General features: G+C 64.9%; 12 protein-coding genes. 3 read left to right on the plus strand and 9 right to left on the minus strand.

Annotated elements, in window-relative coordinates; genetic code table 11:
• Positions 1-2 precede the first annotated feature (2 nt).
• The 6 genes from DFR67_RS06245 to sucC form a co-directional block, all read right to left on the minus strand.
• Complete coding sequence (locus DFR67_RS06245; protein ID WP_245937756.1) at positions 3-1,079, minus strand: methionine ABC transporter ATP-binding protein; 1,077 nt, start codon at positions 1,077-1,079, stop codon at positions 3-5.
• Complete coding sequence (locus DFR67_RS06250; protein ID WP_110468750.1) at positions 1,072-1,941, minus strand: MetQ/NlpA family ABC transporter substrate-binding protein; 870 nt, start codon at positions 1,939-1,941, stop codon at positions 1,072-1,074. Before DFR67_RS06250 ends, DFR67_RS06245 begins: the two co-directional genes overlap by 8 nt.
• Before the next feature lie 383 nt (positions 1,942-2,324).
• On the minus strand, positions 2,325-2,789 hold the full coding sequence (locus tag DFR67_RS06255) for an RDD family protein (RefSeq protein WP_110468548.1): 465 nt from the start codon (positions 2,787-2,789) through the stop codon (positions 2,325-2,327).
• The gene (locus tag DFR67_RS06260) at positions 2,786-3,532 is read right to left on the minus strand and encodes a hypothetical protein (RefSeq protein ID WP_110468549.1); all 747 of its coding nucleotides are present in this window, start codon (positions 3,530-3,532) and stop codon (positions 2,786-2,788) included. The genes DFR67_RS06255 and DFR67_RS06260 overlap by 4 nt, the downstream gene beginning before the upstream one ends.
• Positions 3,533-3,670: 138 nt before the next feature.
• Positions 3,671-4,561, minus strand: coding sequence for a succinate--CoA ligase subunit alpha (gene sucD / locus DFR67_RS06265; protein ID WP_084894088.1), 891 nt, complete (start codon positions 4,559-4,561; stop codon positions 3,671-3,673).
• Between the two features lie 13 nt (positions 4,562-4,574).
• Positions 4,575-5,738: an ADP-forming succinate--CoA ligase subunit beta gene (sucC, locus tag DFR67_RS06270; RefSeq protein WP_110468550.1), complete on the minus strand. Its 1,164-nt coding sequence runs from the start codon at positions 5,736-5,738 to the stop codon at positions 4,575-4,577.
• Positions 5,739-6,127: 389 nt separating this feature from the next.
• Here sucC and DFR67_RS06275 point away from each other — a divergent pair, with 389 nt between their 5' ends.
• Positions 6,128-7,264, plus strand: a complete 1,137-nt coding sequence (locus DFR67_RS06275; RefSeq protein ID WP_245937757.1) for a M23 family metallopeptidase — start codon at positions 6,128-6,130, stop codon at positions 7,262-7,264.
• 95 nt (positions 7,265-7,359) lie between these two features.
• Here the strand turns inward: DFR67_RS06275 and DFR67_RS06280 are convergent, their stop codons facing one another.
• Positions 7,360-9,876, minus strand: coding sequence for a UvrD-helicase domain-containing protein (locus DFR67_RS06280; RefSeq protein ID WP_211324954.1), 2,517 nt, complete (start codon positions 9,874-9,876; stop codon positions 7,360-7,362).
• Positions 9,877-9,973: 97 nt separating this feature from the next.
• On the opposite strand from DFR67_RS06280, the gene DFR67_RS06285 reads away from it, so the two are divergent.
• Positions 9,974-11,506: a hypothetical protein gene (locus DFR67_RS06285; RefSeq protein WP_110468553.1), complete on the plus strand. Its 1,533-nt coding sequence runs from the start codon at positions 9,974-9,976 to the stop codon at positions 11,504-11,506.
• Here DFR67_RS06285 and DFR67_RS06290 read toward each other — a convergent pair whose 3' ends face one another.
• Positions 11,507-13,348, minus strand: a complete 1,842-nt coding sequence (locus DFR67_RS06290; protein WP_245937758.1) for a hypothetical protein — start codon at positions 13,346-13,348, stop codon at positions 11,507-11,509. It lies immediately after the preceding gene.
• A gap of 69 nt (positions 13,349-13,417) precedes the next feature.
• Here DFR67_RS06290 and DFR67_RS06295 point away from each other — a divergent pair, with 69 nt between their 5' ends.
• Entirely contained in the window at positions 13,418-13,780 is a 363-nt protein-coding gene (locus DFR67_RS06295; RefSeq protein WP_110468554.1) for a chorismate mutase, read from the plus strand.
• 111 nt (positions 13,781-13,891) lie between these two features.
• Here DFR67_RS06295 and DFR67_RS06300 read toward each other — a convergent pair whose 3' ends face one another.
• The gene (locus DFR67_RS06300) at positions 13,892-15,373 is read right to left on the minus strand and encodes an MFS transporter (RefSeq protein WP_110468555.1); all 1,482 of its coding nucleotides are present in this window, start codon (positions 15,371-15,373) and stop codon (positions 13,892-13,894) included.
• Positions 15,374-15,422 lie beyond the last annotated feature (49 nt).

Genomic DNA, 15,422 nt, shown 5'->3' on the forward strand with positions numbered 1-15,422 from the left:
GCCTACGCCTCCCCTGCGAGTGGTTTGTCCGTGAGGTGATGTTCGGTCACTGTGGTCAGCCCTCGCAGTCGCTCGATCACCCGGTCCACCTCGGCATCGGGGCCCTGCACAGCGAACGTGAGTGAACCGATCGGGCGCCTCGACAACTCGGTGATGCCCCCGAAGATGACAGAGGCGCTGACCCCGGGCACTGCGAAGTAGGCGGTGACATCTCCTGCATCGGAGTCGAATTCGCGGATCGCAACGGTCAGCAGTCGACCCTGATGGCGGCTGCGCAGACGCGCGAGTACCGCGTCGGTCGGTATGTCGCCGATGGCAGAACGCACCAGCCTGCGGGTGATCGGCGAACTCGGTTCGGAGAAGACGTCATAGACCTTGCCATGTTCGGCCAGGTTGCCGTCGTCGAGGACGGCAACGTGATCACAGATCTCCCGGACCACGTCCATCTCATGGGTGATCACCACGATGGTGGTTCCGAACTCCTGGTTCACGCGGCGCAGCAGTGCCAGGATCTCCGTGGTCGTATCCGGGTCGAGGGCGCTGGTTGCCTCGTCGGCGAGCAGAATTTTCGGATTCGTCGCCAATGCTCTGGCGATGCCGACCCGTTGCTTCTGACCACCCGAGAGTTGCTGCGGATACTGCTTCGACTTGTCGCCGATACCAACGAAGTTCAGCAACTCGGCGGCACGGTCGGCACGCTCGGCTCTGGGCATTCCCGCGACCTTCAGCGGATACTCCACGTTTCCCGCGACCGTCCGGGAGGCGAAAAGGTTGAACTGCTGGAAGATCATGCCGATCTCCCCGCGTACCCGTCGCAGCTGCCGCTCGCCCGCGGCGCTGATGTCCTCGCCGTCGATCAGTACCTGTCCGTCGTCGACCTTCTCGAGCCCATTGATCAGACGGACCAATGTGCTCTTGCCTGCACCCGAGTAGCCGATCACGCCGGCGATGGTCCCTGCGCTCACCTCGAGGGTGACGTTGTCGACCGCGATGAGCTCCTTGCCTTTTCGGCTTCGGAACTTCTTGGTGACCCCGCGCAGGGCTATCGCCGGCGCATCGACCAGTGTCTTCTCAGGCACCGCTGGTGTCGACCTGGGCTTCGAGTTCCTTGGTCAGTTCCTGGAGCTCGGTCGGCGGGTTCGTCTTGAACACACCGCTGTCCCCGAGGTCCTTCTTCGCCGCGGCCTCGACCTCGGGATCGTGATAGATCTCGGCCAGCTTCAGATAGTCGGCGTTGTCCTTGTCCTGCTCACGTGCGACAAAAGCGTTGATGTACGGCTTGGCGATGTCACTGTTCGGGTCGTCCTGAGCAATGACCTTGTCTGCACCCAGGTTCGCCGACGTCGCGTAGTTGTTGTTGACGATCGCAGCATCCACCGAATCGAGGCTCTGCGCAGTCTGACCGGCGTCTACCGCGGTCACCTTCACCTTGGACGCGGCCTCGTCGATGTCGGCGAGGGTGGAGAATGCGCTCCCACCGTTCTTCAGCGAGATCAGCCCCGCCTGCGCGAGCACGAGAAGTCCGCGCGCCTGGTTCGTCGGATCGTTGGGGATCACGACGCTGCCGCCTTGCGGAATCTGATCCACCGAAGTGTGTTTGGTCGAGTACAGCGGCAGCGGGTACACGGCTGTCGCCCCGATCGGCACCAGAGATTGGTTGTTCTTGGCGTTGTAGGTTGCCAAGTAGAGAAGGTGCTGGAACTCGTTGAGCTGCAGCTCGCCTTCGGCAAGAGCAGGATTGGGCTGGTTGTAGTCGGTGAAGTTCACCAATTCGACGTCGATGCCCTCGTCGGAAGCCTTCTGCGTGAACACGTTCCAGTAGCTTTCGCTGGCATCGGCCACGCCGATCTTGATGGTGTCGGAGTCGTCACTGCCACAAGCCGCCACCCCCAGTGCAAACAGCGGCACCACCAGCAGGAGGGCAAGTCTCTTCAGTCGCATGACACTCGTCACCTTTCGTTTCACGGCCCGGATCGACTCCGGCGCCTGAAAACTGTAACGACCACCATTGACGATCGGTGACAACAACGGCGACGCAGAAATGCATCAAAGTCATTGACCTGGTGCGATATCCGCGTGTCGAATTAGAATCCCGCAGATTCTAGGGAATACCTCGACCGTGCCCATCCGACCGTTCACCGTGCCATACCGGCGACCGAGTGGGCCGAAACACCGAGCCCTAGTTCGCCGGCGGGCATGACAGGGCCCGGTCGATGGTCAGTAGGGCCCGGTCGATGGTCAGTAGGGCCCGGTCGATGGTCAGTAGGGCCCGGTCGATGGTCAGTAGGGCCCGGTCGGCGGTCAGTAGGGCCCGGTCGGCGGGGTTACCAGGCGTAGATCACGCGGCTGCGCAACACGATGTCCTGCACCGACCGCCGACGGCGATCGACGGCAACCCAGGCCAGTCCGATCGGGAAGAAGGCACAGAACAGCGCGCGCAGCAGACAGCGCGAGGGGCCGATCCGTTTTCCGTTTCGGCTGACCACTTCCAGGCCCATGGCGACCGATCCCACAGTGCGTCCCGACACCGCCCAGCAGCCTGTGAGATACAGGATTGCGGTGGCGTAACCCACCACGCCCGTGAAGAGGATGTTCGGACTCGGCGGCGAGAAAGTACCCGAGTTGAACATCAAAGCGACGAGCAACAGACCCAGATACATCCCACCGAGGATGAGGGCGACGGCGGCCACGTCGATCCCGGCCGCGACACCGCGGCTGACGATGCCCGCAGTCCGACTCTCGAGGGCATCGTGATCGGTGTGTGGCGGCTGGGGCGCCAGTTCGCTCATGGACGGCTCACAGGCGGACCATCGGGATCGCGACGGTGCACATCGACGACAACCTCGGTGACCGATGTCGCGGAGTTCGGCACCGCGCCTGCCGGAATGGTCCCGTTCAGTCCGGGCCTGCCGCGTGGCGGCGGGACCGACCGGCCGAGCAGCCGTCCGAAGACCCCTGCGACGACGTCGTCCGCACGGGCGCCCTGCGTTCTCACATCATCGAGCACGCCCGTCGTCAACGTGGTCGTCGACTCCCGGACGATCGCCTGCAGGTCCACACCGTCGATGATGTCGTTGGCCAGACCGATCAGGTCGACCCGGCCGATGACCGCCTCGATGTCGATCTTCGCGGCGATGGCGTCGAGGTCCACACCGCTGACTGCCCGGTTCAGATCCACGGTCTCGATCACCGCGTCGAGGTCAACCCGGTTCAGGATGGCGTCGATGTCGATCCGGGCGGCGATGGTGTCCAGGTCGATCACGGTGGCGATCTGGTTGATGTCCACGTGGCGTTTGACGAGTTCGGTGAGATCGACTTCGACAACAAGCGCCTCGATCACCTCCCGGATGATCACCTTCAGCGCAGACCGGGTCAGCGCGAGTGCGGTGTCGAGTGCCCGTTCCCCCAGCAAGATTGCTTCTGACGTGGTTCGGGTCAGAACCGGTCCAACGACCGGGACCCGGGCGGCAAACGAGTACAGCGACCCGGCCCTTCGAACCAGGCCGGACCCCGATGTTCCGCCGGTGACCATCTGCGCGCGTTTCCTTCACTCGCTACCAGTAAGAATCAGAACATTACCCGCCAACGCGGTTGCGGGGCGGGACATGGCAAAGGGCGCCGGTTCGAGTGAACCGGCGCCCTTCGACGAGCGAACGTGTGGCGAGAAGCCTTACAGGTTCTTGTAGATCTCGCGCGCGAGATCGGCGGTCTCGGACGGCGTCTTGCCGACCTTGACGCCTGCGGCCTCGAGTGCGTCCTTCTTGGCCTGCGCAGTGCCCGAGCTGCCGGAGACAATGGCGCCGGCGTGGCCCATGGTCTTGCCCTCGGGAGCGGTGAACCCTGCGACGTAGCCGACGACAGGCTTGGTCACGTTGGCCTTGATGTAATCGGCTGCGCGCTCTTCGGCGTCGCCACCGATCTCACCGATCATCACGATGACCTTGGTGTCCGGGTCCTGCTCGAATGCCTCGATGGCGTCGATGTGAGTGGTCCCGATGACGGGGTCTCCACCGATGCCGATGGCGGTCGAGAAACCGATGTCCCGGAGCTCGTACATCATCTGGTAGGTCAGGGTGCCCGACTTGGAGACCAGGCCGATGCCGCCGGTGCCGGCGATGTTGGCCGGGGTGATGCCGACCAGCGACTCACCGGGGGTGATGATGCCGGGGCAGTTCGGTCCGATGATCCGTGTCTTCTTGCCCTTGGAGACGTTGTAGGCCCACGCGTAGGCGCTGTCCTGCACCGGGATTCCCTCGGTGATGACAACGAGCAGCGGGATCTCGGCGTCGATGGCCTCGATGATCGCGTCCTTGGCGAACTTCGGCGGCACGAAAGCGATCGACACGTCTGCGCCGGTCTCCTTGATGGCCTCGGCGACGGTACCGAACACCGGCAGCTCCACGCCGCCGTCATGGCTGACGGTGGTGCCGGCCTTGCGGGCGTTGACACCGCCGACGACCTGGGTGCCTGCCTTGAGCATCAGTGCGGTGTGCTTGGTGCCTTCACCGCCGGTGATGCCCTGAACGATGACCTTGGAATCTTTGTTCAGAAAAATCGACATTGATCTGTTGCTCCTACTTGCTCGCCAGTTCGGCGGCCTTGTCGGCGCCACTGTCCATGGTCTCGGCGAGCGTCACCAGAGGATGATTCGCGTCGGCGAGGATCTTGCGGCCTTCTTCGACCTTGTTGCCGTCGAGGCGAACAACGAGTGGCTTGTTGGCGTCGTCACCGAGCTTCTTCAGCGCTCCGACGATGCCGTTGGCGACCGCGTCACACGCGGTGATGCCGCCGAAGACGTTCACGAACACGCTCTTGACCTGCTCGTCGCCCAGGATGACGTCGAGGCCGGCAGCCATGACCTCAGCCGAGGCGCCACCACCGATGTCGAGGAAGTTGGCGGGCTTGACACCGTTGTGCTTCTCACCGGCGTACGCGACGACGTCGAGCGTCGACATGACGAGTCCGGCACCGTTGCCGATGATGCCGACCTGGCCGTCGAGCTTGACGTAGTTCAGGTCGTTCTCTTTGGCCTTGAGCTCGAGAGGATCGGTTGCGTCCTTGTCTTCGAACTCGGCGTGGCCTGCCTGGCGGAAGTCGGCGTTGGCGTCGAGGGTGACCTTGCCGTCGAGGGCCAGGATCTCGTCGGTCGGTGTACGCACCAGCGGGTTGACCTCGACCAGGAGCGCGTCTTCGTTGATGAAGACCTCCCAGAGCTTCTGGATGGTCACGGCTGCGGCGTCGAGCACCTCGGCAGGCAGCTTGCCGGCTTCGGCGATGCTGCGCGCGAACGCGAGGTCGACGCCCTTGACGGCGTCCACGGGGATCTTGGCCAGCGCGTCGGGGTTCTCCTCGGCGGTGACCTCGATCTCGACGCCACCCTCCACCGAGCACATGGCCAGGTAGGTGCGGTTGGTGCGGTCGAGCAGGAAGGAGATGTAGTACTCCTCAGCGATGTCACTCGCCTCTGCGACCAGCAACTTCTTGACGACGTGGCCCTTGATGTCGAGGCCGAGGATCGACTCGGCGTTCGCGACTGCCTCGTCTACGTTCTTGGAGTATTTGACGCCGCCGGCCTTGCCGCGGCCACCGACCTTGACCTGCGCCTTGACCATCACGGGCTTGCCGATTTCTTCGGCGATCTGCCGTGCGCCATCGACGGTGTCGGTGACACGGCCGGCCGAGGTCGGCACCTCATGCTTGGCGAAGAGCTCCTTCGCCTGGTATTCGAAGAGATCCATTCAGCTCACCATCTCGTAGATTTGCCCGCAGTTGGTGTTGCGGGCCGAAGTGACTGTAACGCCGCGAGAAACAGCACTTATCACTGCTCCCGCAGCTTGTGCCACAGATCACTGACTCGGTCCCGGTCAGTGGAAGCTCACGCTCTGGCACCGACGACCGGTGAGGTGACCTGGGAACCAGCGGTTCCACGGCAACGGACAAAGCGTACGCGGCCGAGTGATCCACCTCACATCGAGGACTCAATTCCCGCGTCCGGTTGCGCGCGTCGCAATCATTTCGTTACCGTCGCTGAGTCAGTCAGGTCACGGATCCATCACGTCGGGTCCGTGCGGACGCGCCACAGCACTCTGCTGCGGCCGTCGGATTCACGCCAGAAAGGTCCAATCTGTTGTCAGCCCGTGGAACGATCTCCGGTGGCGGCGCGCCAGCGCTCCCTTCGGCCCGAACCCGCGACGAGCTGTCGGCAGACATGCGACACGACGAGATCACCTCGATCATTCCCATCGAAGACTTCGGTCTCGAGGAGTATGCCGATGGACCGCTCACCGAATGGCGCAACGAGTCCCTGACCACCAGCGGTCGCCGCCGCGCCGACCGTTCCGGAGCTCGCCGTTTCGACCGCGACGCCTATGACCAGCCCCGGCCGGCAGAGATCACGCAAGACATCGTCGTCGCCGAGATCGAGTTCGACGAGTACGCCCACGAGCATCCCTTTCAAATCCACGGTGCCGAGTTCGACGACTTCGAACCAGAGTCCGAAGAGCCGTTGTGGACTCCGCAGAAGCAACAATCCCCACGGCGTGGATCCGGCAAACATCGCATCGCGGCGCCGCCGCAGGCCCTCAAGGGGCGCGCCGCGCTGCTCGCGGTCGCCGCGGGCGCCGCAGTCGCAGCGGCAACAGGAAACTTCGCCCAGCCGGCCCAGGACAACCCCCAGCCGGCGACTCCTACGCCTGTAGCCGTCACCAACGGTGATACCGAAGGTCCGGCCGCCGGCATCGCGGGCGCGCCCGTACCGGCCAACATGGACACCTTCACGAGCCAGCTCGCCGAGGGTCAGGAGATCGCCGCGGCGAAGGCCCAGGCAGACGCCGCAGCTCGCGTCCCGCTGTTCGTCTCGCCCATTGCACCCGGCGCGTACACATTCACGTCCACCTACGCGAACCGTTGGGGCTCGTTCCACGGTGGCATCGACATGGCTGCGCCCCTCGGGACGCCCATTCACGCCGCCACCGACGGCGAAGTGATCGACGCCGGTCCGGCCTCGGGATACGGCAACTGGGTGCAGATCAAGTCCGACGACGGCACCGTCACCATGTACGGCCACATGGCCTCGAGCGGCGTGCTGGTCACCAAGGGTCAAAAGGTCACCGCAGGGCAGATCATCGCGCTCGTCGGCAGTGAAGGCTTCTCCACCGGCCCGCACCTGCACTTCGAGGTCTGGAAGAACGGCACGATGAAGATCGACCCGGCGCCCTGGCTCGCCTCGCACGGCATCAGCCTCGCGTCATACACCGGCAGCTGAACCAACTCCCTCACACACCCACCCGCTCCAGGCAAACCCACTTGCCGCAGCGGGTGGTTTTGCCTGGGACGGGTGGGTTTGTGGCTGTACTCCCGCTAGAGCTTCTCGACGGGTAGCCCACCCAGGGACATTAGGGTGATCCGGCCGGCGCTGCCGAAGTCGAACATCACCCGCTCGGTCGGTCCAGAACCTTCTTTGCCGACGACCTTGCCCATGCCGTACTTGGGGTGGGTTACCCTATCCCCCACCTCGACGTGAATCTGCTTGTTACGCCCACGCGTCGGCGATCCGAACGAGTCCTGGCGTCGTGAGCCGCCGCCGAACGACCGCTGCTCACCGAAACCGCTACCGCTGAAGCCACGGCCGTTGTCACCGTAGTCACGACTGCCATCACTGGATCGACGACCCATGCTTCGCTTGGGTTCGGTGCGACGCCAATCGATGAGGTGCTGCGGAATCTCTTGCAAGAAGCGCGATTCCGGGTTCTGCATGGGCGTACCCCACGCCGAGCGCACCATCGCGCGACTCAGATACAGCCGCTTGCGCGCGCGGGTGATACCCACGTAGGCGAGGCGGCGTTCCTCCGACAACTCGGCCGGGTCACCGAGGGCGCGCATGTGCGGGAACTGTCCGTCCTCCCAGCCGGTCACGAAGACCACCGGGAACTCGAGCCCCTTCGCCGTGTGCAGCGTCATCAACGTGACGACGCCCTCCTCGTCGTCGGGAACTTGGTCGGCGTCAGCGACCAGGGCAACACGCTCCAAAAACGCTGCGAGAGAACCCGGGTCGGGTTCACCTTCAGCTGCGGCGAGGCCATCCTCATCCAACTCCGCCTCCGGCTGCGTCTCCGCCGCAGCCGCTTCGGCGCTGAATTCCCGTGCCACCGAGATGAGTTCGTTGATGTTGTCCAGACGGGCGCCGTCTTGGGGGTCGGAGGAACCCTCGAGTTCGTAGCGATATCCGGTGCGCTCGGCAATGGCCTCCACCAGCTCGCCGATGTCGCCGGCTTCACTACCCGCGTCCACCGAAGCGACGTCGGCGTCCGATGACCCCGCCGCACCGAAGCTGGACAGGAAGTCGTTGCGCAGGCCTTCGATCAGTTCCACAAAGCCTGAGATCTGTTTGACAGCACGGGTTCCCAACAGCGGAACCTTGCCGTCAGCGCCGTCGATGAGCGCCTGATAAAAGCTCGTCCCGGTATTCTCCGAGTGCACCGCCACACAGGCCTCCGCCCGGTCGCCGATACCGCGACGCGGGGTGTTGAGGATGCGGCGCAGGCTCACGGTGTCGTCCGGGTTGGCCACCGCACGCAGGTAGGCGACGATGTCGCGGACCTCTTTGCGCTCGTAGAAGCGAACGCCACCGACCACCTTGTAGGGAATGCCGAGCCGGATGAACACCTCTTCCAGGGCGCGCGATGCGGTGTTGGTGCGGTAGAAGGCCGCGACGTCCGAGTACTTGAACTCACCTGTGTCGGAGAGCGCATCGATCTCGCGGGCGATGAACTGAGCCTCGTCGTGCTCGTTGTCGGCGACGTACCCGACGATCAGCTCACCATCACCGCTGTCGGTCCACAGCTTCTTCTCCCGACGCCCGGCGTTGCGGGAGATCACCGCGTTGGCGGCCGACAGGATGGTCTGGGTCGAACGGTAATTCTGTTCGAGCAGAATGGTTTCGGTGTCGGGGAAGTCGCGCTCGAACTCCTCGATGTTCCGGATGGTGGCACCGCGGAACGCGTAGATGGACTGATCCGCGTCTCCGACCACGCAGAGTTCGGACGGGCTGACGTTGCCGACGCCACCGGTGCCGACGAGCTCCCGCACCAAGACGTACTGGGCGTGGTTGGTGTCCTGGTATTCGTCGACCAGCACGTGCCTGAACCGGCGCCGGTAATACTCGGCGACCTCGGGAAAAGCCTGCAGCAGTCCTACGGTCTCGCCGATCAGGTCGTCGAAGTCGAAGGCGTTCGCCGATCGCAGCCGCTGCTGGTACTGCCGGTAGATCTGCGCGATGGTCACCAGCGCAGGTTCGGCCTTCTCCTCCGCGTCCGCGATCGCGGCATCGGGGTCGACGAGTTCGTTCTTGTAGTTCGAGATCGCGATCGCGACACCACGCGGGCTGAACTTCTTGGGGTCCAGATCCAGGTCGCGCACGATCATCGACAGCAGGCGCTTGGAATCGTCCGCATCGTAGATCGAGAAGTTGGAGTTCATCCCGGCCAGCAGTGTCGCCTGGGCGCGCAGGATCCGGACGCAGGTGGAGTGGAACGTACTGACCCACATGCGATGCGCGCGCGGGCCCACCAGAGCGGCAACACGTTCTCGCATCTCGGCAGCGGCCTTGTTGGTGAAGGTGATGGCCAGCACCTGACCAGGGGTGACGTCGCGTTCGGCGAGCAGGTACGCGATGCGGCGGGTGAGGACTGCGGTCTTACCCGAACCGGCACCGGCCACGATCAGCAGCGGCGACCCCGAGTGCAGGACGGCCGCCCGTTGCTGAGGATTGAGTCCATCGAGCAGTTCGCGAGCGCGACTCGACTCGGACTGGGGAGTGTCCTGCAGGTTTCCAGTGGCCATTCCCGGGAGCGCGGGGTGCGGAGCAGTGCTTTTCATCGTGTTCCAAAGTTACCCGCTGACCCCGACAGTTCCTCCATCACGGCGCGAAACCGGCATTCGGTAACATCAGCGCCACTCGAGCTGGGGGCTGACGATGAGAAGCAAGGCACTACCGGGAGCGTTGCTGGGGGCAGCCGTCGTGGCCCTGGTCGCGGTGCTCGTGTTGATTTTTTTGCCACGCAGCGCCGACGGGACGGCCAGCGCCCCCGCGTCCGTCCTGGCCTACAAGTCGCTCACCGAGGTCGCGACCGCGTTCGCCGATCAGCCGGGCGCGAAATACACCGGGTCGGTCACCGCAGGCGACATGAAGATCAACCTCACCGACGTCGAGGTCTCGGCCAGTGGGGATCTGCAGGGCCAGATCAAGGTCGGCGGCGAATCCGCTGAGATCATCGGCGTCAACGGACTTACCTACGCCAAGGGTTCGGCCAGCTTCTGGAAGAGCCAACTCGAAAAGCCCAAGATGAACTATGAGGCGGTCGCGAGCGGCTGGGCCAAGCTCGATCCCGCGACCTTCCCGAATCTGGGGTGGCTGCTGGCCTCACCCAACCTCGCCTTCGCCCTCTCCAACGACGAGGAAGCCGTGGACCTCGAGTCCGAGGGGCAGGCGATGGGACTCGTCGACACCCCTGACGGCCGCTTCCTACCGGCAGGCCTGCCCGATGTGATCGTCGAAGGCGACAGCACCTTCGTCTCCGGCGGCACCATGCGCGCCACCACCGGACCCGACAAGATCCTGACGACCGTGAAGGGCCCGATCACCCAACCCGGCGGTGACCGGGTGGAGGTCGACGTCGCGGTGACGCCCATCGGGCCCAACGAGATCGGCCGCCTGTACGACCGGATCGATGCTCAGGCCCAGACCCTCGCCCATATCCCGGCGCCCTACCTGAGCCCCGACTTCGCCGCCAGCGGATTCCGGCTCACGGTGTCGCCGTGCGCTCCGCCTGTGTGCGAGTACATCGTCACCTATGTCGCCAGAACGCCCAACGCGACGCAACCCGGGTCCATCACGGTGGTCGGCGACATGACACTGACCCTCAACGATCGCCCCGTCGGCGGCACCTGCACACGTACCGTCACGGTTCCGCTCAACGGCCAGGCCGAGACCCGCTGCCCCTTCACCGTCCCCAACGAGGACGGCACCCTCAAAGGCGATGTGGCATATGTGTTCACCGCCTATGTCGATCAGGACCCCACTGTCCTGACACGCGCCCTCGCCGCCAACGAGCAGATCTCCACCGCCGAAGCCCAGGGCACCTGGACCCCGACCGGTTTCAAAGGCGACGTCGCTGCCAGGGACTACAACCTGCAGGTGACGGGCGCACCGTCGACGTACACCTACGTCGTGAACGACGCGGCCTTCGACGGACGTGCACCCGACGGCACCCTGCTGATGACGTTCGGGCCGGGTTACTCCCAACACATCGGCGCAGATGACGCACTCGACCCGGGCTGGGAGGCAACCGATGCTCTCGTCGAGACCGCGCGCGCACAGATCAGCGCGTCGAAGTCGACCCCTGTGCGCTGGGTGTTCGCGGAGCAGGACTCGGCCGACGCCGTCGCGAAAACACTGCAGGACAACGGGGTACGGGGTATCGACATCGTCCACCTACCGCCCGCCTAGTCACGGCACGCGCACCACTTCCCCGATGCGCGCGGAGCCGATGTGCAGGGCCAGCCCCGGCGTCCTCGGGCGGACCTGCAGCTCGGTGCCCGCGCCGGAGAGTTGGACGTACACCGAATGCAATCCGGCCCGGACCGGGACCGTCACCGGCTCGCCGCCCGCCAACCCGACCACCAACTCTCCGTCGGTGTTGGCGCAGTAAGGCAGGGCCACCGTCCACAGCCACTCGAGCAGCGGCCCGTCCAGACCGATCGACACCGGCCCGGTGACCTCAGGCCGGTCGCACGCACCGTCCCCGGCCTCAGTGGAGCGTCGTTGGGTCACCTCCGCGGGGGCGAGGTCCCCGTTGTCGTCGAGCACCTGCAGCTTGTCGGTCCACTCACCGAACTCCGGGCGCTCGGAGAGTCCACCGAACACCTTGCTCACCTGGTTGTAGGGATACGCCACCGGGAGCAGCACCAGCAACGGGAGCGGATGGTCGACCATCGGGGTGTCCTTCGCTGCCGCGAGCGACGTTCGAGCGTTCGACAGGTAGTTGGCGGTGGGATCATTGCGCCACTCATCGGAGAACCTGACTGTCGAGACGAGTGAACTGGCGATGAAGGCGAGGGTGGCCACCACCGCGACCGGACGAACCCACCGCGACCCGACACCGGAGATCTCAGATGCTTGCATCCTGCGTGGGGCCGCCAGGATCAGCGCGGCGCCCACCGCGATGATCAAGGCACTGTCGGGCAGATAGCGCAGTGTCTGCGCGAGTTCGAGCGCGGTGTTCTCGCTGGTACGGCTCCACAGCAGCGGAAGTTGCAGCACGGCGACGTAGCCGATCACCGCGCCGATCACCCAGCCTGAACGGCGCCTGGAGTACAGCGCGTATCCGATGCCGCCGATGACCACGAGCCAGCCGGCGGCGATGAGCCACCACGACGAGAACCCCATCGGCGGGCTGGGGATCCAACGCTCCCACTCCCAGGGACCGCCGACCGATGCCGGGACCAGTCCGTTGTTGATCGACCGCCACACCAGCGCAATCGTCTGACTGATCGAGTGTTCGCCCGCGGTGGCCGAGGTCAACGTCAGATACCCCACGGCCCATACGGCCGTGATGGTCACCAGAGCGATCCAGAGCTCGCGTGCTGCGCGCCAGGCCGACAGCAGCGCGGCCCGCGCTCCGCGCTCGTCGGCGAGCAGACACCAGAGAAAAGCTGTCGCCGCCGCCACCGGCAGGATCAGCACGGACTTCTCGAAAAACGCCAGCGCCACCACGAACACCACGAGCGAACGGATGATCACGCGGCGCCGGTCCACCCCACCCCGGCACAGGAGAACCACGTCGGCCGCCACCACCGCCATACCGATCTGCAGGGGCAACGTGTTGAGGCCTGCGGCCCACCAGTTGTAGGCGGGCACGGTCATCGGGGTGAAGAGGTAGAACGCAAACGGCACCAGCACAGCGGGCCGGTATCTCCCGACGATGACGATCAACAGCCGCAACACCGCCAGGGAGGCGAGCAGCTGGCCGACCACCAACGTGATTGCGGGTACCACCCAGTTCAGCGGAGCGATCTCCGTGGTGATGCCTGCGACGAGAAACGCTGCGGGCATGAGATGCCCGTCGTGGTCGTGCATGAGGAAGTCCCACGAGAAGATCGACCCGTCCGAGGCCCGGCCGATGATGATGAGGTCATCCCAGTAGAAGTTGCCCCGGACCACCAACCACGAGCGGACTGCGAGCTGGATGGCGATCAGGCCCAGCGCCACCGGAATCACCCACCGCGCCGTCGACGGCAACGCACCAGCCGCCGGGGCGGCCGGTGACACCGTGGAGCCGGTCGGTGACACTCACCGCTCCTTTCTGTGCAGTCTCGGGGGAACAGCGACGCAACAGTAAAAGAGTGCCGTAGCTCGCCGATGCATCGGACCACTCTTACCAGTGGCCCCACCTCGCGTGGCACACTTGGGCCCGTGACTGCTGACCAGCCAATCGATCTGTCCGGGCTCAATCTGGGCTCTGACGTGGGCGATATCCCCGAAGACATCGAAGAGTTGCGCTCCGAGATCGACCGTGTCGATGCGATCATCCTGGCGGCGATCAAGCGGCGCACCGCAGTCTCGAAAAAGGTCGGCCAGACTCGGATGGCTACCGGCGGACCCCGGTTGGTCCACAGCCGCGAGATGAAGGTCCTCGACCGTTTCAGCGAGCTGGGCCAAGAAGGTCACACACTGGCCATGCTGCTGCTCCGCCTTGGTCGCGGCCCTCTCGGTCGTCAGTGACACGAAGAGCAACACCACAAACGTCCCCGTGTGCGGCCGCCGAGGGCTATCTGCCCTTCGGCACCGCACACGGGGACGAATTCGGTGCGCTGTCGTTGTAAAACGGTCCGGTCAGCTCTCCGACCGCTGCATCAGCACACCGACGACAACCGCCGCGGCCAGCACCGCGACGGATGCGACCAGGAGCGCAGACTGCATGCCGCTCGCGAAGGCGACGTCGGCATGGGCGGCGATCTGACCGCCTGCATGTGAGGCACCCGCAAACGACTCCTTCGCCTTCGCCAGCATGTCCGCGGGGACGCCGGGCAGTTCGAGATTGCTGCGGTACCCCTGGGTCAGCACGCTGCCGAGAACTGCGATACCGAGTGCGCCGCCGACCTCGCGGGACAGATCGTTCATCGCCGATGCGACACCCTGTTGCGCCATCGGGAGTGCACCGGTGATGGCACTGGTGGCCGGTGTCATGGCGGTACCCATCCCGATACCGAGCGGTATCAGTCCGGCCAGCAACAGCCAGTACGAACTGTCGACGTCGAGCTGCGAGAGCACGAGCAGGCCTGCCGACACCAGAACCAGGCCGGCGACGCACACCGGACGCGAACCGAACTTCTCGGTCAGTCGAGGTGAGATGCGAGCTGACGGGATCATCACGGCGGCCATCGGGAGCATCGACACCGCGGAGATCAGCGGCGAGTCGCCGCGCACCAACTGCAAGTACTGCAGCACCACGAAGATGAAGCCGAAGAACGCGAAGAACTGCATGAAGATCGAGAGACTGCCCGCGCTCAGCCCTCGGTGGGCGAAGATCCGGGGGTTGAGCATCGGATTCTTGGTGCGAAGTTCGAACAGGATGAACACTGCCAGGATCACCAGGCCGCCGACGATGCCGATCAGGGTCCGGCCGCTGAGCCACCCGGCTTCAGGCGCTTCGATGATCGAGTAGACGACCACGACCAGACCTGCGACAGACAGCGCGGCGCCGATCAGGTCGAGCTTGGGTGCGGATGCATCGGCGGACTCCGGGACCACCCGCCACGCCGCGACGATGGCCACCGCTGCCAGTGCCACGTTCAACCCGAACACAGAACGCCACGAGAAGAACTCGAGCAACGTTCCCGACGCGAGAATTCCCAGGATCGCGCTGCCGCCCGCGACCCCCGCCCAGACTCCGACGGCTTGGGGCCGTTTGTTGTCCGGGAACGTGCTGGTGATGGTCGACAGCGTGGCGGGCATGACCAGGGCCGCACCGACACCCATCACCCCGCGCAACCCGATGAGCTCGGACGCCGAATCCGCGGTCATCGCCGCGATCGAAGCGATCCCGAAGATCGCCAGCCCGGTGAGCAATGTCTTGCGACGGCCGTAGCGGTCGCCGATCGCCCCGGCCGGCAGCAGCAGCGACGCAAAGACCAGCGAGTAGGCGTCGATGATCCACGACAGCTGGGTCTGACTCGCGTGAGTCGACCTCGCGATGTCGGGCAGGGCGACGTTCAGCGACGACATCGCAGCGACCACCGCCGCAAGGGCGAGGCACACCACGACCATCACGGCGCGCGTGTTGATCGGCTTCTGGGTGGTGGGAGGGGTGGTCATGGCAGATCCTTCGGAGTGAACCCGGCTTGGTTGGAGTGTCGTTCTAATG

It is taken from the genome of Williamsia limnetica, from assembly GCF_003217475.1.
Classification (GTDB): domain Bacteria; phylum Actinomycetota; class Actinomycetes; order Mycobacteriales; family Mycobacteriaceae; genus Williamsia; species Williamsia limnetica.